Here is a 21,927-nt window from a genome sequence, read left to right as displayed (position 1 = left end):
ATGGAGCAGTACGGTACGATATTACTTGTTGAGGATGATGAATCACTCGCACAATGGGTAGCGGACTATTTAAATAATCAAGGTTACACAACCCATTGCTGTCATCGTGGTGACGAAGTCGTCGCAATGGTTAAACAGCATAACCCTGATTTAGTATTGCTGGATATAATGCTACCAGGCCAAGATGGTATCAGTGTCTGTAGAGAGTTACGTCAGTTTTATAGCAAGCCTATCATCATGCTAACAGCCAAAGATGAAGAAATGGATGAAGTAATCGGCTTAGAAGTGGGTGCCAGTGACTATGTTATCAAGCCAGTACGCCCAAGAGCACTGCTAGCTAGGATCAAAGCAAATGCGAGGGCGGCTCAAGATAATAGCGCTCAAAATGACTCTAGTAGCGCTATTCTAAATGTCGGAAACCTCAAAATTGATACTCAGGCTCGAAAAGTTGTCGTATCAGGTCAAGAAGTTTCGATTTCGAGTGCCGAGTACTTACTGCTTCACTTTCTTGCCTCAAATGCTGGTAACGTCGTGTCTAGAGATGCGGTGTTCAAGGCTACAAAAGGAAGAGAGTATGATGGCCTTGACCGCAGTGTAGACGTATTAATTTCGGCGCTACGTAAAAAGTTTGATGACGACCCACAAAACCCTGAAAAGATAAAAACCATTTGGGGCAAAGGCTACTTACTAGTACCTACGGCTTGGTAGTACCTGCTGAGTTGTGCAGCCCCCTTACTGCACAACTCAACCCCCAACGCTTGAAGTTATCATGTTGTACTAGGTAGAGTGAATTTGTGAGAAAATTATATTTATCCTTGCTTACTGGTGTAATTATTTCAATCATCGTTCTTGGGTGGTTGATAGACACGCTTAATGAGCAAACTTCTCCAGATGATGACAGCTTTTTTTGGCAAGCCAAATTATTAGTGGGAATTGCCAACCAAGCTAGCTCAACTCCACTCGACCAGCGACTAAATTTTGTTGAAAAAGCTGGTAAAGATTTTGACCTCACTATTTCCTACCACTCCGGAGCCTCTTTAGCCCTACCTTCCGAAGTTACCGAGCAGATGTATAGACCTCAAGGGCTATTAATAGACTCTGATGAAGGTTATTTTTACCTGCTTAAATCGACACCACGATTAAAACCCGATTACATCGAACTTCAATTGGAAAAGCCTCCTGAGCGCAACAGCTATGATGTTTTGCTCACGCTCGCATTTTACTCAGGTGTTTGTGCACTGATGTGGTTTGTACTGGCACCTTTGGCTAAACGCCTTTCGGTTTTGACACATGCAGCAAAACAATTTGCCAGTGGAAATCTAGATACGCGTATTGAAGTAAATCATTTTACCTACATTAAAGATGTAGAACTAACTTTCAATCGAATGGCGAACCAAATCGAAAAGCTATTAGCTGAAAATAAATTAATGGCATCTAGTCTGTCACATGATATTCGCACGCCTGTCGCGTGTTTACGGTTTGGTTTCGATGCGGCGTTGGAAGAGGACGATATACAAGAGGTTCACTTACTACTCGAGCGAATGGAAAAAGACCTCGATCAAATGGAAGATATGCTATCAAGCTATTTGTCTTTTGCAACGCTTGAGCAAAAATCTCACTTGTTGAAATTTGAACCTATCAAACTCAATGGATACGTTTCAGACGTTGTAGCTCAAATGCACCCTAAGATGTCCAAAAAAGGGTTAACTGCCAATATTTCAATCCATCCAGAGTTAGTCGTTGAGGCAGACCTTCATTGGCTAGCACGCGCTATATCAAATTTACTAAGTAATGCTTGTGACTTTGCAAATATGCAGCTGTTTGTTAGTGCCCAGCCACATGATCATGAAATAGAAATAAACATAGAGGATGATGGTCCCGGTATCGAGCAGGAGAATTGGAACAAGGTTTTTGACCCGTTCTTTCAAGAGCAAGGACATCGTAATAGAGCAGGTAAAAGCTATGGCCTAGGACTTGCCATCGTTGCTAAAGTAATTGATTGGCACCACGGTAAAGCTTCAGTGAGTCGCTCAGAGTTACTTGGCGGAGCTAAATTCACGCTAACCTTACCTTGTAAAGCAGTTTCACAAAACGTACACAACCGCTGACACCTTTTCAAGAAAACTGCGCAAAACACTTAAAATATCATAACGTTACAATAATAATCGTAATTATAATATGGATATTTATAACTACGGCCTTTTTTAACACTCATTCTTGCGCTAGATCAGTGCAGATAAGGCTTTTTATTTGCTTTCATTTACAGTAGATTGTTGCGGCCGTCTTTAAAAAAAGAGAAATATAAAAACATGAGCAGTATTCGAGGAGAGTTTAGTTCTCGGTTTGGATTTATTATGGCCGCCGCAGGCTCTGCCGTTGGTTTAGGCAATATATGGGGGTTTCCGACACAGACCGCTAGCAATGGTGGAGCTGCATTTGTACTGGTTTATTTAGTACTCGCGTTTTGTCTTGCCTATCCCGCATTAATGGCTGAACTTGTTATTGGCCGACACGGACAAGCCAATGCTGTCGCATCACTGCAAAAACTAGCAAATAACCAGATGCAAAAACGCTTCGCATTTTTTGTGGGCTTTGGTGGCATTGTTTGTGCGGGACTCATTCTCAGCTTTTATGCCATTGTTGCAGGATGGATGTTCAGCGCAACTCTGGAACCTATTTCTGTCATTGCAGGTACAGATCAAGCAACCTCTTGGCTAAGCGAACAGTCGCTATCGAGAGACCTAATATTTACAGCCGCTTTTATTATTTTAACCGTTTCCATCATCAGTAAAGGTGTAGAAAACGGCATTGAAAAATGGTCAAAACGACTCATGCCAGCGCTGTTATTTATTCTCTTCGCACTCATTGGCTATGTATTAACGCAAGAGGGCGCTATGACAGGTTTGAAGGCTTATTTGGTGCCGGATTTCAGCTCGATCTTAAACCCGAGTCTACTCGTTAGTGCGCTGGGACAAGCGTTCTTTTCACTGTCCTTGGGCACGAGTGTGATGATCATCTATGGCTCATATATAAGCAAACAAGAAAACCTTGTTTCACTAGGTGCATACGTCACATTAATTGACGTATTTATAGCTTTTGTAGCGGGTATGCTCATCATCCCTGCTATGTATGTAGCACAAGCTCAAGGGGTTGAAATTTTCTCGGCTTCGGGAGAATTATTGTCTGAAGATACCTTAGTGTTTCAAGTATTACCGGCCTTATTTGAAAGTATGGGTGGCATAGGTATTTACATTGGCTTCGCATTTTTCGCTCTAATGAGCATTGCAGCCTTAACAAGCTCAATCTCTATGCTTGAGGCACCTGTTTCTTACGTTGTTGAAAAGTTCGCACTGGCTCGCGTACAAGCTACTTGGCTTATAGGGCTCATTGTCAGTGTTGTGAGCGTTTCTATCATTTTTAATTTTTCTGCGTTATTTGGCTTTGTGGTTCAGTTAACCACGCAGTTTGCACAACCTTTGCTTGGCATGTTGTGCTGTATTTTTGCTGGCTGGATATGGCATAGAAGTAAGTTGCTCGCAGCAATTAAAGAAGGAAATGAAGCAGTAGACAACACTTTGTTCTGGAAAATTTGGCCTTGGTACATCAAGTTTGTCTGTCCGTTAGCTATTGGCCTCGTATTTATAAATTCACTATAAAAAAAGCGCTTCGAGAGAAGCGCCTTTTTCTTTTACTGTCTGCTCAACACTACATGGTTTGCACTAGTTGCATATCTATGTGTTCAATACCGTCTTCAAGGTACACTTCACTGATAGCTGTAAAACCAAGCTTGCCATAAAACGGCTGTAGGTAACTCTGAGCTGCAATTTGCACCTGCGCACTGGGAAATTGTTGCGCGCAGCAAGCAAGTGCAGCATTCATTAACGTGTACCCTAGCCCAGAGCCCCGCCCATCAGGCGCAATCAATACGCGGCCAATACTCGCTATACTTTCGTTCTTTAAATAACACCTTGCGTAGGCTTTGAGGCTTCCTTGTTCAAGAAAAAGTATGTGCCGTGTATTTAAAGCGCGGTCTACATCATCAATTTCAGGGTAAGCACATGCTTGCTCAACAACAAATACGTCTACACGCGCTTTAAACATCATGAAGATTTCATCACGACTTAACTCGTGAAACGTCTTTATAACTGGTTCTAACATCCGTTATCTCATCTTCAGCCAGTAATTAAGCAAAAAGTCTCTCTAGCTGGTCACAGATACGCGATAAGTTCACCTGATCATGTTCAATCGTTAAATCAATATAACCATCACTTCTAAATGCACGATCTAATTCAATTAACACATGTGTCTTATGTGCTTCTGGCACAAATGATAGCTCAATCTCCTGCAAACCAAACATAGAGTGGCTACTTGGACGATATTCAATTTCTTGATAGCAGCCCGACGTCGACTGAAAGCTCGAAGCGCGCAGGTAACCTTTCTCAACATCGGCTTTAACCAGTTGAAAGCCTAACTTGTCCATCGCGGTTAGTACGGCTTTAACAGCTTCGTTGGGATAAATATGTAATGCGTCTTTATCGGAAGGGTCTAAAGCTAAATCAATATCAAGACCAGTCTCAATCCAAACATGGCAGTGGTTATATGGCGCATTAATTTGAGTAATTGGTGTCTCTGAATGCAGTCTTGCTTCAAAAGGTATGATTCGTTGTTCACCTGGTGCGATTGTGAACTCAGCTGGGAGACGCCACTTTTCTATTACATGATTAGTGAAGTACTCTCCATCGTCATTTTCTACCTTCACCTTGGTCATTAATGCCAATTCTAGCCCAGAGATCTCCTGCTCTACGTCACCACCCATAACAATGATTTGTGCTTGAAACTTTTGACCTGGGTGTAAGTGTTCAGTTTCCAATACTGTATCGACTTTTGCAGCACCTACTCCAACAGATGCTAAGAGTTTTTTAAACATCATTACTCCTCTCGAGGATGTTCCGTTAAGGCATCTTAAACACATTTGTCGTTGCTTGTCAGTGAAAATCTAACGTTTTTATGCAAATGACATATCGTACGACTAAAAGATGCACATAGATTAATACTGTTTTGTGCAGAATTTGTTTATAAAACAGATTGATTTGATAGAATCAGACTACCTAGTACAATCTGCATGACTTATGGAACTACTTTACTTTGCAATCGCTTTTGCTTGTGGATTTTCGGTCTATCAACTCAAGCTACCGCCGTTGATTGGATTCTTAATGGCTGGTTTTATCCTCAACTTAATGGGGCAACAAACCACCCCCCTCCTTTCTCAACTAGCCGATTTAGGCGTAACTATTTTATTATTCAGTATCGGCCTAAAACTCAGAGTTAAAAACCTTGTCAAACCACAGGTTTGGGCTCCTGCCACCCTACATATCATCTTGAGTAGTATTTTCTTTGCATCTTTACTTCTGGTACTCGGCGTCATGCAGCTTCCGTTGTTTGACCAATTAGACTTGCAAAGTGCGTTACTAGTGGGCTTTGCGTTTAGCTTTTCTAGCACTGTATTTGCGGTCAAGGTACTTGAAGAACGTGGTGAAATGGCCAGCTTGCACGGCAAAATTGCGATCGGAATTCTGGTTATGCAGGATATTTTCGCTGTGGTCTTCTTAGCCATTAGTACCGGTAAAGTTCCTAACATTTGGGCCATCGCGCTTATCGCTGGACTTTTTGTTTTCCGTTCGCTCATGTTTTGGGTTTTAAGTCGCTCAAAGCATGGTGAACTACTGCCGCTATTTGGGTTTTTCTTTGCGCTCGTAATTGGCTACCATGCGTTTGAATTTGCAGGCTTAAAAGGCGACTTAGGCGCCTTGATAATCGGTATGCTTTTCGCGCCTCATAAAAAAGCCAGTGAGCTTTCCAAGTCCTTATTAAATCTTAAAAATATTTTGCTAGTTGGCTTTTTCCTCAATATTGGTCTCAATGCCAGCATTTCGACAAATGCCCTCCTCATCGGGCTCTTATTGGTGTTAGTACTGCCTGTTAAAGTCATGCTTTATTATGTACTTACTAATCGCTTTAGGTTGCGAGCGCGTACTTCGCTGCTGAGCGCTTTTACTTTGTCGAATTACAGCGAATTTGGCCTGATTGTGTGCGCTGTCGCTGCAAGCAGTGGGTTAATCGCTGCAGACTGGTTAGCCGTCGTCGCCATTGCTGTTTCTTTGACTTTTATTCTCGCTTCTCCACTAAACAAACGCGCGAACGAATTATATGTGAAGTTTGAGCACATTTTAGTGCGCTTTGAGAACCCTAAACGCTTAGAAGAAGAGTTACCTGTCAATTTAACGGATACGCGCATCGTGATATTTGGAATGGGACGTATCGGTACTGGTGCATATGAAACCATCCATAATTCTCATCCGGGCTCAGTCGCCGGTATCGACATTAAGCCTGAAGTCGTTGACAAACATATCAGACGAGGAAGACGCGTGTTAATCGCCGATGCAACCGACCCTGACTTCTGGCAGCGCGTTAACCACTCTAGTGTCGAAATGGTCATGCTCGCTATGCCGAAGCATATGCAAAACATCTATGCGCTAGAGCAACTCCAAGCGTCTGGCTATCAAGGGCAAGTAACTGCGATTGCAAACTACCCAGATCAACAAAAAGAGCTCGAAGATATGGGCGTTCATTCTACTTATAACTTTTATTTAGAAGCAGGTAGTGGCTTTGCAGAACACGTAAAAGAAAAATTATTTTAGGGTTTCTCATTATAGTTCTCAGGTCCCTTAAAGGGTACTGAGAACTATTTTTATTTTCCTGTCATACACTTACATCTAGACGTCTAAAACCTCACCCGACTTTCCATCATTTTTTGTAATAGTGCGATTTACAAAACTTTACAACGAAGTTAGTAATTCGACCACGAAAAAGAGTACACTGGCTACGTCATTTAGAGAACGTGTCTCTAATTTTTGTACTTAAATCTTATACTTAGTATCTGTTTTTGGGAACAAGAGAAAATTCTATCAAGATTGTTAATGAGGGTTTGCATGAGCAAAAATAAGTTAAATTCGTACTTTCCAGCAGCTGTTGACGATGTCACTGCAGCCCCGTTTTCTGATATACAAAAACGTTTGGATGATATTCAAGACTCGGGAATGACAGCGCTAGCCATTCGTAATATTTTATTTCATAAAATGCTAGATCTACATGCTGTACCTCAAGATCATTACTTGCGTAACGAATCTACGCCAGAGCGACTTGACGACCCGAGCCTAATTAACAAACTCAATGAGTTAGGCTTCTACCGCACTTCTAGACGTGTGATGCACTAATTCCATAACGATTTTTAGAGGGGCCTACTCTCCTCTTACTAGGCTGGCAATGCCCGTCGCCAGCCTACCTTCTTTACCCTCTTCGGCGCTTTCTATTCATCACGCGCTTTGGTATACACGCTTTGATACATTCAATCACCGGCTTATAGTAAATTGCCCATATAGAGTCATGCCCAGCATCATACTTACCAACCCCTATTGAAATACCTTTGGTTTCAGAGGCCTTGATTAAGCTGCCAGCCATTCGGTCCCATATCGCCAACGCTGAACCAATGTTTGTGTCAAAGTGTTTTGGATTATCACTGTGATGAATTTGATGTTGAGCAGGGCTGATAAACCACCCTTCTAAGCGATCTCCCCACGTAAACCAAATATGAGAATGCCGTAAGTTAGACCCACACACGTTAAAAATGAACACAAATAAATTAGCTCCCAATATATCAAACATACTGAGTGCTGAGCCAAAAAAGAAATACCCTAGCCCCACGACGATACCTTGAGTTAACGCCATTCTGCACGCATAGAAATAGCTTTCGATAGGGTGTGAACGATAGATAGTAAAAGGGGTAAGAACCTTCGCTGAGTGATGTACTTTATGTATTTCCCATAAACAGGGGATTTTATGCAATGCAAGATGCAATAAATACCGAGTTAAGTCGTCGACTAAGAACAGCATTAAAGTAAACAACCCAACAACCATATACTGTGGCCAGCTAAGGTGTAACGACGGACCAAACACGGTCTCCATCAAGTCAGAAATACCGATTGCCACAGGCACCATTGTGAGCACAATAGGTGCAAAGGTTAGCGCCTTTATAATTCGGTTAATGATGAATAAGCAGTAGTCCTGTTTTGCACTCTCATGAAACCACACGGTGCTTGGAAACAGAAACTGCCAAAACCCTTTCAACGAACGGGACTGATTGGTAACGCAATAGACAAATGCAGCCATAGCCGCCGCTGAAGCAAGATATAACCAGAAAATACGCTTATTTGCGTCTATAAGGTAACCTGGCAATGTACTGATGCTTTGCCAAATAGTGTCTAACATCTAGCGTATAAACTCCAAATGTGTCAAAAAAGGCCACAAATGTGGCCTTATACTAAATATCTTAAGTTGAGCCACAGGGCTTAAAACTGGTATTTGTAACCAACAGTAAATTGCCTTGGCTTACCCGGACGTGCGCCATAAGGTCTGCGACTTACAATTTTATCTTCATCAAGTAAGTTATCAACCTTTAGGTACACTTGACCATACTTGTCAAAATCATAACTTGCCGAGAAATCAACCGTCGTAGAAGCGGGTACCTCTTGACCTTCAAGGTAAAGAGTAAATTCGTCTGTGCCTTCTTGCCAACTTCTACCAGCTGCTTCTTCCATTGAGCTCACATATTTAACGGCTAATGATGTGCGCCAATTGTCTGAGCTTAAGCCTATATTAAAGCTAACTTGGTGATCAGGTAAGTAGGGTAGCGGATCGCCACTTTGAACTTGACCCCACTGAGCAAATTTAGTGTATCGCTCATTTTTGAATTCACCCTTGGTATAGGTATAAACAAAGCCATAAGGGATATCTAATTGTAAATTAAGAGGATAACGCTGGCTGAATTGCGCTTCAAGCCCGTATACATGAGCCGCACCACCATTAAACTCAGTGTCTTGCTGTTTAATATCACCACAGTTTGACTGACCACAGCTTTCTTTTAAGTTGCTATAATCATTGAAAAAGCTCACAACCTCAAATTGTGTTACACCATCATTATAACGGCCACCAAACTCGTAGTTTGTACTTTTTTCAATTTCAATCTCTGCAGGCTGTGCAGGTGATGCCGGAGAGAAGCCTCTATGCACACCAAATAAAAGGCCGGCATCTTCACTTAGCTGGTAGAAACCACTTACGCCAGGTAACCAGATCCGCGTAGTCTTATCTTGCCACACGTTCGGGTTGTTGTTGTCCTGGTAATGCATATCCATCAACTCACCACGAATACCAACCCCAATTGTCAGTGCATCAAACTTCACTTTATCTTCGATATAAACTGACCAAGCTTTAGTGTTTTCTGTGTTTAGCGTAGTGAAACGTTTGCTGCCCTCCACCAAAGAAGACACACCTGACTTCATGTCATAACTTTCTTCAAAGTGCTTTCTTTCAATCTCGTCTTCATGAAGACGAACACCGAATGAAATATCATGATCTAAGTCGAGCACATTAAATTTAAAGTCACCATCGACCTGAACCCCTTGCGAGTAATATTCACGGTCATTGGTACCCATGGTTAAAAAGTCCGTCGCACCCGCAACAATAGAGTCTTGCTCGCCTTTAAAGATCTCATACAAGCGCTGGTTGTTTCCTGACTCAAGATTGTAAAGCACTTCTTGTGGAGATTTACCCGAAATGCTATTTAATTTCAGCCACGCTCGCTCGTAATCGTTACGATAGATACGTGTTGTTAAATTAAGGTCGCCACCTGAAATGTTATGGGTAAACATTACTTGCTGATGCTCAGTGTCCATTTTCGCCGGAGCTGTTGCTGCGTATCGGCGGTAAGGGTTTTCGGCAAAGTCAGCCTCCGTCAAGCCGAGGTAAGTCTCATCGGAAACTTCATCTGCATAGCTTAACTTTAAGCCAAATGTGTGCTCAAAATCACCTTGCTTAAGGCGATAATTAAACTTGGCTAAGATGTCATTTTTATCAAAGCCCGTGTCGCCACCGCCATCAAGCTCTTTAAAACCGTCTGCCTGAACATTTACCGCTTCCAGTAAAAAGCCCACATTGTTTACGACTGAGCCAAAGTAGCCATGTGCTTTGGTATACCCATCTCCACCAGCAGCAATATCTATGGCACCTTCTGTAAACTCAGGAACTTGGCGTGTGACTAAGTTAAGTGCGCCTGCAATAGTCTGCGGCCCATGCTTAATTGCCGCGGGGCCCTTAAACACCTCTACCGCCGTCATGCGCGTAGTTTGCGGAAAATAATAAGCAGCTGGCGCTGAATATGGTGCCGGGCCAATCAGTACGCCATCTTCCATAATGGTGATTTTCTTACTACGCTCAGGTGTTACACCACGAAAACCGATGTTAGGCCTCAAGCCATAGCCATCTTCCTCGCGAATATTAACCCCTGGCACAGAAGACAATACTCGGTGAATATCGTCATATTCGTATTCGCCTAATTGCTCTTCAGTTAAAAGTGTTGCAGAGCCAGCTTCTGTTCTTAATTTGTCGTAGTGGCTAATGATCTGGATGTGTTCAATATCATCCTGATCATTGTCTTGAGCAAAAGCGCTCGGTAATGCAACGGCCACGGCCATTGCTAATAGTGATTTATTCATTCGAGGATACTTAGTCATTGTCACCTGCCGATGTTTGAGGAAGCTCCAGTGCAAGCTTATTGATGAAATCGTTCTTAAGCTCATCAGTTACATTTTTAACTTTGGAATGTACCTCAGTTACTTTTGCCGTATCGTCAGTAATGGCTTGTTTAAGCGAACCATCAATCGTCATTAAGGCCGCTTCAGCCTCTTCAATGCCAGTCAACATACGCTGTTTGACTTCTGTGCCTGCTTCGGCATCAAGGAAGTCGTCAAACCCTACAGTATTGTCTGTATTACTGCCCTCTCCGGTAAAAATCTGTTTGAATGCACGAAGGTTAGCAAGTAAGTTTTCTTTAGAGTGCTCCGAAATATCGGACTCAACATCTTGCGGACAGGCTTCAAATCCACAGCTGTTTACAAATAGGCCCAGCGGCGTGCCAAGCTTCTTATCTTTTAGCTCTTCTGTCATATAGAAAAGCGCTTTAGAAATTTCATTCAATGCGAGATGCGGCGTATCGAATGACGAACCAGGTTCACCCGCATTCAGCAACTGATTTGCAAACCCATTGTCGCCTTGCCAACGCGATAAGATTTCAGTGCTGTTGTCGACGATATCACCCGCAACTGTATGCGCAAATTCACACCGAGCAACCTTTCTCTCATTGATAGTTCGACCATTCCACGGTGCCAAAGCATCATTTTCAAAAGTACAGTTGTGGTCGTAATTGGCATTGAACAATGCGTGCTCTATCGCTATTAAACCTTTACGATCTGATGTACGAGTCTTGATATCGTATGGCTGGCTCGCATTACCATTAATGATACCAGCTTCGTGATATACGATGTCTAAGTCAATGCTACACAGTGCGCCACCCGCCGGCCAAGAATATATTTTGCTTTTTAATTCTTTACCATTTGTGAGCAGGGGCCCCACTTGCATCAATTCTACATACTGCCAGCTAGTCATCGCCGCGCGCCAACTATCTTTAGCTTGCTCGTGGAGACTATTTACATCGTCAGCCTGCGCTTTGGCTGCACTACAAAACGCGCCAATTTGAGTCTGCTGTGCTTGCGCAAAAGTATGGAACTGAGTTAAGGCTGGGCTCAGTACGTTATTGACTAAATTTGCAACTAACGCCGCTTCATCAAATGTAGTCGGCTCTATCGGCGTTGTTGGATCAGTTGGTGTTGTCGGGTCTGTTGGATTAGTTGGGTTCGTCGGGTTTTGTGCATCACCACCGTCAGTAAACTCTGAACCTGTCGTACTTGAAGTACTTTCTCCACAGCCGCTCAAAAGCAATGACACTGCAACAGCAACTGCGCTCAAAGGTTTTAACACTCTCATTGCGATTCTCTTTTTTGATACCTATAAATACAGCAAAAGGTTAGTCACCAAAGTGACTAACCTTTTCATTAATGCGAAGCGAGTTGATTACCACTTTTCAACATTTTCAGCATCGAACTCATATGCTTTAGCAATAATTGCACGCGCTTTTTCAAGGTCTGCGATATATGCATCTACTTTGTCAGCTTCAAGCACTGGCGCATCGCCCATCAACGTATGAATTTCAGCAAACTCGCCTGCTGTAACTGGTGAATGCGGGTTGAACTGGAAGTTCAATGCAAAGCCCTTCATTTCACCCCAGTACTTAGCCAACTTCTCAAATTTAGCAGCGTCAAAATCGGCGTTCTTAATTTGAGTTAAGTTGCCGTCTTCTTTAGCAATTGTGTAGTTGATGTAGTGAATAACTGTCGCAGCAATTGATTTTTCCCAATTTAGTAGCGCATGGTCACGATACGTCTTAAGGTTTCCTTGCTCTTCTTCTGTCCACTCAGATACATCTTTACCAAGGTTTTTGTTTATCAGAGCACGACCTTTGATGAATGCAATTTGCGCCGCACCAGAGAAGTCAGTCGGGTTAGTATTGCCTGCTGAGCCTTTATCACGCTTAGACGCATTGGTTGAGTTACCGAAGTTGTATTCAGTAAGCAGGTTAATCGCACCACTTGAATCTGTATCTTGAGCTGCAGAGCTTGAGATATCTGCATCGCTAAATTCTAGATAGTGCGTTGCAGCACCGAAGTAGCCATAACCTTCGTCAAACTTGTGCTCAAGTTCAGTATAAGTCTTACCATCTGCAATTACAGTGTTGTCAGCTGCGTCATCACCAATTGTTAATTCGTCTAGGTAATCGTCCGCACCTTGAGATAATGCAACAGCACCATTTAAATGCTTTTGAATAAGTTGAACAAGATCAAGACCTTCAGGTGTGATATAAAGGCTGTTTAGCTCAACTGTTACACCGTTATGTGTTGCAGTATGTAGCTCGCCGTTTTCAAACTTAGTGATTTGCGCGTCGATAAGATCTAGGTAGTAAAGTACTAGACCTTCAGGTGTAGATGGGTGAGTGCCAAACTCAGACCAACCAACTAGTGAACCGTTTTCTTCCCACTTCTTGTCCATGTAAGTCGTATCACGACCCGCAATCTTACCACCTTCACCAGCTACTTTTTTAAGGCTAGAGATTTGACCAAGCGTAGTTTGATTAGTCGTCATACCTGACAAGAAAGTCAGTGCTGTATCTTGGCGAGATTCGTCTGTTGGGAATAAGAAGCCACGTACATCTGCTAAGATTTTTCTTAGCTCAGCGACATCATTAGTACCATCATCACCCGTTTTCAACGTACCTAGTAGCTTTTTAGCTTCTAAGATAGATGCTTGACGAGAAACCTGACCAGAATAAGACACAGACGAAACACCGTTGTGACCAAACTCATAGGTGTTAACACCTGCTGTTGCTGGTACATCTGTGATTGTAATAACAACTTCTTGCTCAGTTTTTGCGTCAGCTTTATCAGTTGCTGAAACAGTTAACGTTACTTTATGATCAGTTTCTTGCTCAAAATTAAGTGTATTTTCTGCTTTAAGCTTTAGCTGTCCATTAACAATTTCAAAGCGTCCATCGCTCACAGTGTAAGTTAGTTCATCTAATGCATCTGTATCGTCAGCAAAAGTAACACCAGCTACAACTTCACCCAGCTTATCTTCTTCTATTGTAACAGTACCTAGAGTAATTGTAGGTTTTTCGTTTGTAGGAGTCGGTGTAGTAGGATCAGGAGTATTGTTGTCGCTACTAGAGCCACCACAACCAGTTAAACCCATAGTTGCAGCTAAAACTGCAGTTGCAAGCAGAGACTTTCTAAGTGCCATTGGACGTTTCCTATGAAAATTATTTGTATTTGCATTTTCTTAACGGCAAAAAGTATACACCCCTCTAAATAGGAATCAATATTATTAGCGTTGTTAAAAGTATACAAATAAGGGGGTAGAGATAAGATTAAATATAGAAGAGAAAATAAGAGTCACTAGCATTAATAACAAATAAATTTGTAACTAACTGTTTTGAATAGAAATTGAGTTTATTACTACAGATAAAACAAAAAAAACAAACCTTTTTTTAACAGAAAGGAGTTGATTTATAGTTCGAAAAATTCGAACTATAAATTTTGTTCCCAAGCCTCTTTTACAAATAGGTATCCTTGTCGCCACACCGTTTTGATTTTTTGCGGGCTGCTGGCGTTGTCGCCAAGCTTTTTTCTCAGGCAAGAAACACGTACATCAATGGTACGGCTATTAGCTTGATAGTGCTGACCAATGATCTTTTGATATATTTCTTCTCGGCTAACTACTTTTGGCGCACGAGAGGCTAATAACCAAATTAGATCAAACTCGTGGGTTGTCAAGCTTACTAATTGATCATTGAGTAGTACAGTGCGCTCGTCGCCTTTGATAGTAAGGTTGCCAAACGTGAGCTCGCTGCTCGACGTGCGAGTAGAAGCGACCTCTAAACAACGTACTTTGCGACTCAGCGCATCGAGACGCGCGCGCCATAACCTCGGTTTTGCGTTAGTTGAGACGACATCATCCGCGCCGAGCTCCAACAATAAACTTTGAATATCGTCATTGTTGTCATCAACAGAAACAAGTACTGGCACCTGAAAGTGAGATTTAAGCGTGTTTATTGTGTCAAACCTTGCACTCGTGGCAATCGTTTGATCAATCACAATGCTATTCACAATTCCTTGATTATTTCTGTGATTTACATGATCCAAATTTTCTAGCACCATCGTCTGCACATCAAAACCTTGACCTTGAAGTGCAGCTAATGGCGCTGCCAAACTATTAACTTTACTCTCTGCGATTAGAACGGTATGCACTGCTAAACCCCGCATTTGATTTATATTTTTGCGAGTCTACAGCGGTTAACTGAACTCTAGCTTTACGAATTAAATATTCCTTCAGCGACGCTAAATAATTTATTAATTACCGGATCTTGAAGACGTTTCTTCTTCGTCACAAGGCCAATATCAATCTCTTCAGACTGTAAATTCAGCTGTTGTACTTGATTTTTAAATGGACTTTGCGCAAGCACAATTTCAGGTACGTAGGCCACACCAAATCCTAAACTTGTCAGCGCAACCATCGCCTCATGTCCTGATACATGCGCATACACTTGCGGCTGGATAGACATACGTTTAAAAAAACTATCAATCCGTTCTTTCAAAACCCCCTGCTCGGGCACGATATAGGGCAATTGCGCCCAAGGCAGCGAACCCTCGGTGCAATTATTCAAGGTATCAGTTAATGGGCATTGCATGGTCGGTGCGATAAATACCAGTCGTGAACGGCCTATGGATTGATATTCAATGCCTTGTGCTAAACTTGCAGGCTTAACGGCCACCGCGACATCCGTTAAATCACTTTGCACCTGAGTAATTGAATGTGCGGGGTCTCCCGTTATTAGATTTAGCTCCACCTGAGGAAATTCTTTTCTATATCGAGCAAACAAATCGTATATAAAACTGTAGGATGCGGTCACGGAGCAATAGAGGCTCAGCTCGCCAGACAGTGGCTGAGAATCATCTTGGCATTCGCTTTTAAATTGACGCCAGCTTGATAACGTTGCTTGTGCATAGTGAACAAAAGCTTTTCCTTGCGGTGTAAGAGATACACTCCGATTATCACGAATAAATAACGCCGAACCGACTTCGTTTTCTAGCTGTTTAATCTGCCGACTCAGGGTGGGAGGACTGATGTAACAACGTTCACTGGCGCGTGTAAAGTGCAGGGTATCTGCAAGGGCAAGGAAGTAATTGAGCTGTTTGTGGTCCATTTGATCATCGCCGCATTTCAAATTATGAAATACAATAATTTAAATATATCATTTTACGCAACCTAAATATCCTCTTATCTTAATCTTATATTGAAAAACAGAGTAACATTAAGACATAAGCAGGATCTGACATGGCGAACTATTTTAATTCTTTATCATTGCGAGAGCAGCTAGCGCAATTAGCACAATGCGAATTTATGAACCCTTCAGAGTTTAGTGAGGGCGTTGAGGTTTTACTAGGTAAAAAGCTAGTTATTGTTGGCTGTGGTGCGCAAGGATTAAATCAAGGCCTAAACTTGAGAGACTCTGGGCTAAACGTCTCTTACGCGCTGAGGCAGTCAGCGATTGACGAAAAGAGACAGTCATATTTAAATGCAAGCGACAATGGCTTTGTTGTTGGCACGTATGAAGAGTTAATCCCAGACGCTGACCTCGTTCTAAACTTAACACCTGACAAGCAACACTCTGCAGTTGTCACCGCCGTTATGCCCTTAATGAAGCAAGGCGCAACACTTGCGTACTCACATGGCTTCAATATCGTTGAAGAAGGCATGCAGGTTAGAGAAGACATCACCGTCATTATGGTCGCACCTAAATGCCCAGGCACAGAAGTGAGGGAAGAGTACAAAAGAGGTTTTGGTGTACCAACTCTTATTGCTGTCCACCCTGAAAATGACCCACAAGGCAAAGGATTAGCGCAGGCTAAAGCTTATGCTGCTGGTACCGGAGGGCATCGTGCAGGTGTACTTAACTCATCTTTTATTGCAGAAGTTAAGTCAGACCTTATGGGTGAGCAAACTATTTTATGTGGCATGTTACAAACAGGCTCTTTGCTGTGTTTTGATAAAATGGTTGAGCAAGGTATCGCACCTGATTATGCGTCTAAGCTTATCCAATACGGTTGGGAAGTGATCACTGAGGCGCTTAAGCATGGTGGTATAACCAATATGATGGACAGACTTTCAAACCCTGCCAAGATTAAAGCTTTTGAGTTAAGCGAAGAGCTTAAAACACTCATGACGCCGCTGTATAACAAACATATGGATGACATTATCAGTGGTGAGTTTTCCAAAGGTATGATGGCTGACTGGGCTGAAGGTGATGCAAAACTGCTTACTTGGCGCGCAGAGACCGCAGAAACGGCCTTCGAGAAACAATCAAATACTGAACAACATATCTCAGAGCAAACATTTTTTGATAAAGGCATTTTAATGGTGGCGATGGTTAAAGCGGGTGTCGAACTTGCATTTGAGACCATGACAGCTGCTGGCATTATTGATGAGTCTGCTTACTATGAGTCGCTGCACGAAACGCCTTTGATTGCCAACACGATTGCTCGTAAGAAGCTGTTTGAAATGAATAGAACCATTTCTGATACGGCTGAATATGGTTGCTATCTATATAACCATGCTTGCCTACCTCTGTTGAAACCATTTATGGAAAACATTCAAAGTGATGTTATTGGTGCAGGATTGAGCACGGCAGACAATTACGTGGATAATCAAAAACTCATTGCAGTAAATGATGCAATTCGCAGTCACCCAGTTGAAACCATTGGCAAAGAGCTACGCGGTTACATGTCCGCAATGAAACGCATTGTTTAAAGTAAAGTTCGCTTGTTAGAACCAAGGCCCATTAGTGCAAACTATGGGCTTTTTTAATACATTTTTAATGCTTTTTCATTATGTTTATAGACAATTACTATAAATGTATATGTGTTAATTATTGACCATGCTAAAATTATCGCCACATGGTAATAAGTACTAGTAGGCTAAATGAGTAACACAGGTTTAACAATCACGCAGAAAATCACCATTCTAGGTAGTGCAACGGCAATACTCGTTGCAAGTTTGATCGGCTTTATCTCAGTTTACCAATCAAAAACAATGGTAGAGACTAGAATGCTTAGCTCTGAATTACCCAGTAAAGTTGAAAGCATCACCAAATCTCTAGAGCAAGAAATTGTGGTTTTGAAGAATGCTGCCAAGCAACTTTCTAGCAACCAATTTATTGTTGATGCAGCTAAAAATGGTCAACTCGACGAAAAATTGCTGCTTGAAGAATTGAATAGGCTACAGCGCCAATACGGGCTTGCGACTGCCTCATGGGCAAATAGAGAGAATTATAAATACTGGAATCAAAGCGGTTTTTTACGCGTATTAAACCAACAACAAGATGGCTGGTTCTTTGCCTTCAAAAGCAGTAACCAGTCATATTCAATTAGCATATTCCAAGAAGCGCCTGGCGATGTCAAAATGTTCGTCAACCATCAGCAAACCAATGGTATTGGCCTTGCTGGTCTGGCTAAAAGCATTGACGAAATGCAAAGAAAACTCGCAAACATGCGTATCGAAAAAAGCGGCTTTGTCTTTGTCGTTAATAAGCAAGGCTCTGTTCAATTACACCCAGACGCAAGTCTGGTTGCAAAAGCCAATTTAAATCAATTTTACGACAAATCGGCTGCCTCTCAGCTACTCAATGGCTCAAAGCTAAACATTTTAAAGCTTGAGTCTCAGGGTGAGCCTGTGCTCGTTGCCGCCAACCAAATTCCAGAAACAGATTTGTACGTTATTGCACAGGTCCCTCAGAGTGAAGTTTTCTCTGAAGTGAATAATCTGCAATGGCAAATCGTAACGTTTGCACTCGTTATTGCCCTTGTGGCGAGTATTATCAGTGTGCTTTTGGCGCGCACATTAAGTGCACCATTACTAAAAATGGCAGACGTATTTAAGCAATTGGGTAGTGGCGATGCCAACTTAAGTTATCGAGTCCCTAACTCTGAACAGCCTGAGCTAGCAGCGCTGGGAGATGGATTTAATCAATTTATTGGTAAGATAGAGTCAGCAATTACTAAAGTGGCAAGTGAAAGCCGTGATATACGCGCTGCCAGTGAGCAAGTTTTCGCGCAATCACAGCGTAACTCGCAATGCCTGGACGAGCAAAAAAACCAAACCATTTCAGTTGCTGCAGCAATTAACGAAATGGCTGCAACCGTTCAAGAAATTGCCGGTAGTGCAAACAACACGGCAAAACTCACGCTTGCTAGTAAAGATAGCTCTGAAGAAAGTCACGATTGTGTACAAACCAGCCAAGAGACATTAATGGAATTGGCAACAGATATTCAAAATATGGCTACACAGGTTGCGACGCTCGCTAGTAAAACACAGTCAATCGCCAATATTCTTGATGTTATCCGTGCAATCTCAGAGCAGACCAATCTACTCGCCCTCAATGCTGCTATTGAATCGGCCCGAGCAGGTGAGCACGGCAGAGGCTTTGCGGTTGTCGCTGATGAAGTAAGGGCATTGGCAAGCAGGACCTCTCAATCAACGGATGAGATTCAGGCAACGATTACAGAGCTTACCTCTGCATCTGATTCTATCGTTGAACAAATTGCGTTGTCTTCAAAGCAAGCCGAGCAAAGTGTAAGCCAAATGCAAACATCTGTTGAGCTGATGGATCGCATTACAGAAACAGCCAATCAGATCAACGATATGACAACACTGATTGCCACAGCTACAGAAGAGCAAAGCAATGTTGTTGTTGACGTCGGGCGCAGCATTGAACAAATCAGTGTCATTAGTGATGAAGTAATGAATGAGCAGCTAAATACTGAGCAAGCTATTCAGCAACTTGCTGATTCTGCTAAAGCATTAGATAAACTCGTGGCGACTTTCTAGCTCGTCACCACATACAAAGCCCGCAATGCTTTGTAACAATTTTTTCTTTATTTACTCCCAACATTCGCTACGCTAGTAATAGATAAGCAGTTGGGAGTAATTTAAATGAAGTTAAGTTATCAAAACGTTTTTAGTACCATTCTGTTATGTGTTTCTAGTGTTTTTATTACCGGCTGTGAATCGACAAACCCTCCCCGCGTCGATTTAACCCTTCTCGATAATACCCCTTTCAAGGCATTGCCTGTTGAGACTCAAGAAGAGATCTTCATACTCGACGAAAGCATTGTTGAGACACTGAATCAAACCTTCAAACGCAATGAACAACCAGAGTTACGCAGCGCCCAAGTCATCATGCAGTTTTTGTTAGATAACGGCGACAACACCCTCTCATATATGAGTGATGCAAATCTCACTGCATCACAGGCTTACCACAATTTGAATGCTAACTGCCTTTCATTGTCTATATTGGCGTATAGCTTGTCTGAATATTTGAACTTAAAAGGTCAGTTTCAAAAAGTGCATGTGCCCGAATATTGGGCTAGTAGTCGAGGGTATAACTTTTTAAGTGGCCACATAAACCTCAAAATCTATGAAGACAGAATAAAGCATATTGGCAAGAACGTTTTGCATACTCAACCAAGGACTCTGACAATCGACTTTGACCCCAATAGCAGGCGCCAAGCATTTAGAACTTCTGAAATAACGAAAGACCGTGTTACTGCGATGTTTTACAACAACAAAGGTGCAATTCATATGGTTGAAGGAAGACAAGACCTCGCGTTTAGCTACTTTCAAGCTGCCATTGAAATGGACTCTCAGTACTCAAGTGCTTGGGCTAACTTAGCTATTTTGTATCGAATTTCAGGCAATCTCGATATTGCTGAAGGTATGTATAATCAAGCATTGGCATTAAATGCCGACAACAACACAGCCAAAGGTAACTTAGCTGTATTATACGATTTGACTGATAGAAGTGAGCAAGCAGAGCAAATTAGAACTGAACTCTATCAGGTTAGAAAAAGTAATCCTTATTATGTAATTACTTTAGGTAACGAGGCACTTGAACAAGGTAATGCAGTCAAAGCAATTAATTACTATCGGGACGCTTTGAAATTGGATAAAAGAATGCACGAAGGGCATTTTGCACTCGCCAAAGCCTACTATTCATTAGGTAAGCTAGAGCTGACTAAACGACATTTGCGGCGTGCACTTGCACTTTCTCAGTTCAAACACAATCAATTACAGTATCGAGGGAAGTTGGAGTGGCTAGATGCAGTGGCTAAGAATTAGCATCCTTTTCTTACTTTTACAGCCTTTGTATGCACTCTCCTCTGCGCTCGACAGAGATATGGTAATATTAACAAGTAAAGAATTTGAAGGGCGCCCTTCTGGTGCCCAATCCCCCCATCGCAGTGCCTATTATATTATGAGGCAATTTGAGAAGTTGAAACTAGATGTAAAGTTTTCTAGCTTTGAGTTTAAACGTGGCTTCTTCGAGACTGGTACAGGGCACAACGTAGTTGCCACAAAATCCTGCACTTTTGCTCAGTGTGAACCGGCTATTATTTTTACCGCGCACTATGATCATTTAGGGGGAGGTGAATATCGGCACTACCCAGGTGCAAATGACAACGCTACAGGTGTCGCTGTAATGATGGATATCGCAAGACGCTTGGACAATTTAGAGTTTAAAAGAGACCTGGTGTTCGTTGCTACCGACGCAGAAGAAAAAGGGCTTCATGGTGCAAAGCACTTTGTCTCTCAACTTGGTAAAACCCGCGTATTGATGAATATCAATTTAGATATGCTCAATATTCAAAAGCGAAATACATTATATGCACTTGCGTCTCGCGACTTAAAGCCAATGAAAGAGCAGATTGAAAGCCACTTCAACACGCAACCTGTGAAGCTCAACTTATACTTTTCTTCAAAAAGAATGGCGAGGAAATTAAACGCACCACAAATTGATTGGCTTCGCGCCAGTGATCACTACCCATTTCACCGTGCCAAAATCCCTTTTATTTACTTTGGTTCAGGTGTCGATGAACACCATCACTCTATGGATGACTCATTAGATAAAATCAATCTGGAAAAGCTTTCACAGGTGTCACAATCGATTACTGGTTTAGTGCAATCACTGGCCAAACTCAGTGCCTCAGACACCAGCTGAACCTTTTGACGCCTGTTCAACTGTTTGACTCGCCACTCCAACCTAGCAGCGTTCTTTTTAGTAAGGCCCGATATAGCAATAATCAGCTTCAATGGCCCTTTTCCTCTTAAGCTTTTTGCTCCTTTACCACAACTGTGTTGAGCAAGCCTTCGTTCCAAATTATTCGTGATGCCTGTATACCAATGGCCTAAAGCATTTTCTACAATATATAAAAGCCAATTTGACTCTGCTTGTTTATCCACAGTCACTATTATATTTCTCACTTTTAGAAACTTTTCGTAAATTAAGCTGTCGAAATGCACAATCTACTTTAC

General features: G+C 42.2%; 18 protein-coding genes. 9 read left to right on the top strand and 9 right to left on the bottom strand.

Annotation, left to right across the window (positions count from 1 at the left end; genetic code table 11):
- From N480_RS06585 to N480_RS06575, 3 genes are all read left to right on the top strand, one after another.
- Positions 1–708, top strand: a complete 708-nt coding sequence (locus N480_RS06585) for a response regulator transcription factor (protein ID WP_063371724.1) — start codon at positions 1–3, stop codon at positions 706–708.
- 86 nt (positions 709–794) lie between these two features.
- Positions 795–2,108: a sensor histidine kinase gene (locus N480_RS06580; RefSeq protein ID WP_063371723.1), complete on the top strand. Its 1,314-nt coding sequence runs from the start codon at positions 795–797 to the stop codon at positions 2,106–2,108.
- Between the two features lie 201 nt (positions 2,109–2,309).
- On the top strand, positions 2,310–3,656 hold the full coding sequence (locus N480_RS06575; RefSeq protein ID WP_063371722.1) for a sodium-dependent transporter: 1,347 nt from the start codon (positions 2,310–2,312) through the stop codon (positions 3,654–3,656).
- Positions 3,657–3,705: 49 nt separating this feature from the next.
- On the opposite strand, the gene N480_RS06570 is transcribed toward N480_RS06575, so the two are convergent.
- The gene (locus N480_RS06570; RefSeq protein WP_063371721.1) at positions 3,706–4,158 is read right to left on the bottom strand and encodes a GNAT family N-acetyltransferase; all 453 of its coding nucleotides are present in this window, start codon (positions 4,156–4,158) and stop codon (positions 3,706–3,708) included.
- A gap of 25 nt (positions 4,159–4,183) precedes the next feature.
- A complete protein-coding gene (locus N480_RS06565; RefSeq protein ID WP_063371720.1) occupies positions 4,184–4,927 on the bottom strand; it encodes a sporulation protein in 744 nt (247 codons plus the stop codon).
- Between the two features lie 202 nt (positions 4,928–5,129).
- Between N480_RS06565 and N480_RS06560 the strand changes: the two genes are divergently transcribed.
- A complete protein-coding gene (locus tag N480_RS06560) occupies positions 5,130–6,698 on the top strand; it encodes a cation:proton antiporter family protein (RefSeq protein WP_063371719.1) in 1,569 nt (522 codons plus the stop codon).
- A 291-nt stretch (positions 6,699–6,989) separates the two neighbouring features.
- Positions 6,990–7,274, top strand: coding sequence for a hypothetical protein (locus N480_RS06555; RefSeq protein ID WP_063371718.1), 285 nt, complete (start codon positions 6,990–6,992; stop codon positions 7,272–7,274).
- Positions 7,275–7,347: 73 nt separating this feature from the next.
- Here N480_RS06555 and N480_RS06550 read toward each other — a convergent pair whose 3' ends face one another.
- From N480_RS06550 to ilvY, 6 genes are all read right to left on the bottom strand, one after another.
- Positions 7,348–8,325: a sterol desaturase family protein gene (locus N480_RS06550; protein WP_063371717.1), complete on the bottom strand. Its 978-nt coding sequence runs from the start codon at positions 8,323–8,325 to the stop codon at positions 7,348–7,350.
- Positions 8,326–8,405: 80 nt separating this feature from the next.
- Entirely contained in the window at positions 8,406–10,625 is a 2,220-nt protein-coding gene (locus N480_RS06545; protein ID WP_063371716.1) for a TonB-dependent receptor family protein, read from the bottom strand.
- Positions 10,618–11,934, bottom strand: coding sequence for an imelysin family protein (locus N480_RS06540; protein WP_063371715.1), 1,317 nt, complete (start codon positions 11,932–11,934; stop codon positions 10,618–10,620). Before N480_RS06540 ends, N480_RS06545 begins: the two co-directional genes overlap by 8 nt.
- 87 nt (positions 11,935–12,021) lie before the next feature.
- Complete coding sequence (locus N480_RS06535) at positions 12,022–13,800, bottom strand: DUF4856 domain-containing protein (protein WP_063371714.1); 1,779 nt, start codon at positions 13,798–13,800, stop codon at positions 12,022–12,024.
- Positions 13,801–14,087: 287 nt separating this feature from the next.
- A complete protein-coding gene (locus N480_RS06530; RefSeq protein ID WP_063371713.1) occupies positions 14,088–14,807 on the bottom strand; it encodes a winged helix-turn-helix domain-containing protein in 720 nt (239 codons plus the stop codon).
- Between the two features lie 62 nt (positions 14,808–14,869).
- The gene (ilvY, locus tag N480_RS06525) at positions 14,870–15,763 is read right to left on the bottom strand and encodes an HTH-type transcriptional activator IlvY (RefSeq protein ID WP_063371712.1); all 894 of its coding nucleotides are present in this window, start codon (positions 15,761–15,763) and stop codon (positions 14,870–14,872) included.
- A gap of 131 nt (positions 15,764–15,894) precedes the next feature.
- On the opposite strand from ilvY, the gene ilvC reads away from it, so the two are divergent.
- From ilvC to N480_RS06505, 4 genes are all read left to right on the top strand, one after another.
- On the top strand, positions 15,895–17,367 hold the full coding sequence (gene ilvC / locus N480_RS06520; RefSeq protein WP_063371711.1) for a ketol-acid reductoisomerase: 1,473 nt from the start codon (positions 15,895–15,897) through the stop codon (positions 17,365–17,367).
- A 171-nt stretch (positions 17,368–17,538) separates the two neighbouring features.
- Positions 17,539–19,443 (top strand): methyl-accepting chemotaxis protein, encoded by a 1,905-nt coding sequence (locus tag N480_RS06515; protein ID WP_063371710.1) that lies wholly within the window; start codon positions 17,539–17,541, stop codon positions 19,441–19,443.
- A gap of 105 nt (positions 19,444–19,548) precedes the next feature.
- Positions 19,549–20,733 carry a tetratricopeptide repeat protein gene (locus N480_RS06510; protein ID WP_063371709.1) on the top strand — a complete coding sequence of 395 codons (1,185 nt, stop codon included), beginning with the start codon at positions 19,549–19,551 and terminating at the stop codon, positions 20,731–20,733.
- Positions 20,714–21,613 carry a M20/M25/M40 family metallo-hydrolase gene (locus N480_RS06505; RefSeq protein WP_081231775.1) on the top strand — a complete coding sequence of 300 codons (900 nt, stop codon included), beginning with the start codon at positions 20,714–20,716 and terminating at the stop codon, positions 21,611–21,613. The genes N480_RS06510 and N480_RS06505 overlap by 20 nt, the downstream gene beginning before the upstream one ends.
- Here N480_RS06505 and N480_RS24955 read toward each other — a convergent pair.
- The gene (locus N480_RS24955) at positions 21,496–21,855 is read right to left on the bottom strand and encodes a GIY-YIG nuclease family protein (RefSeq protein WP_081231784.1); all 360 of its coding nucleotides are present in this window, start codon (positions 21,853–21,855) and stop codon (positions 21,496–21,498) included. The genes N480_RS06505 and N480_RS24955 overlap by 118 nt on opposite strands.
- Positions 21,856–21,927: the final 72 nt, after the last annotated feature.

It is taken from the genome of Pseudoalteromonas luteoviolacea S2607 (assembly GCF_001625575.1).
Classification (GTDB): Bacteria; Pseudomonadota; Gammaproteobacteria; order Enterobacterales; family Alteromonadaceae; genus Pseudoalteromonas; species Pseudoalteromonas luteoviolacea_E.
Note: the sequence above shows the minus strand (reverse complement) of the source record. Positions and strands in the feature narration are given on the sequence as shown.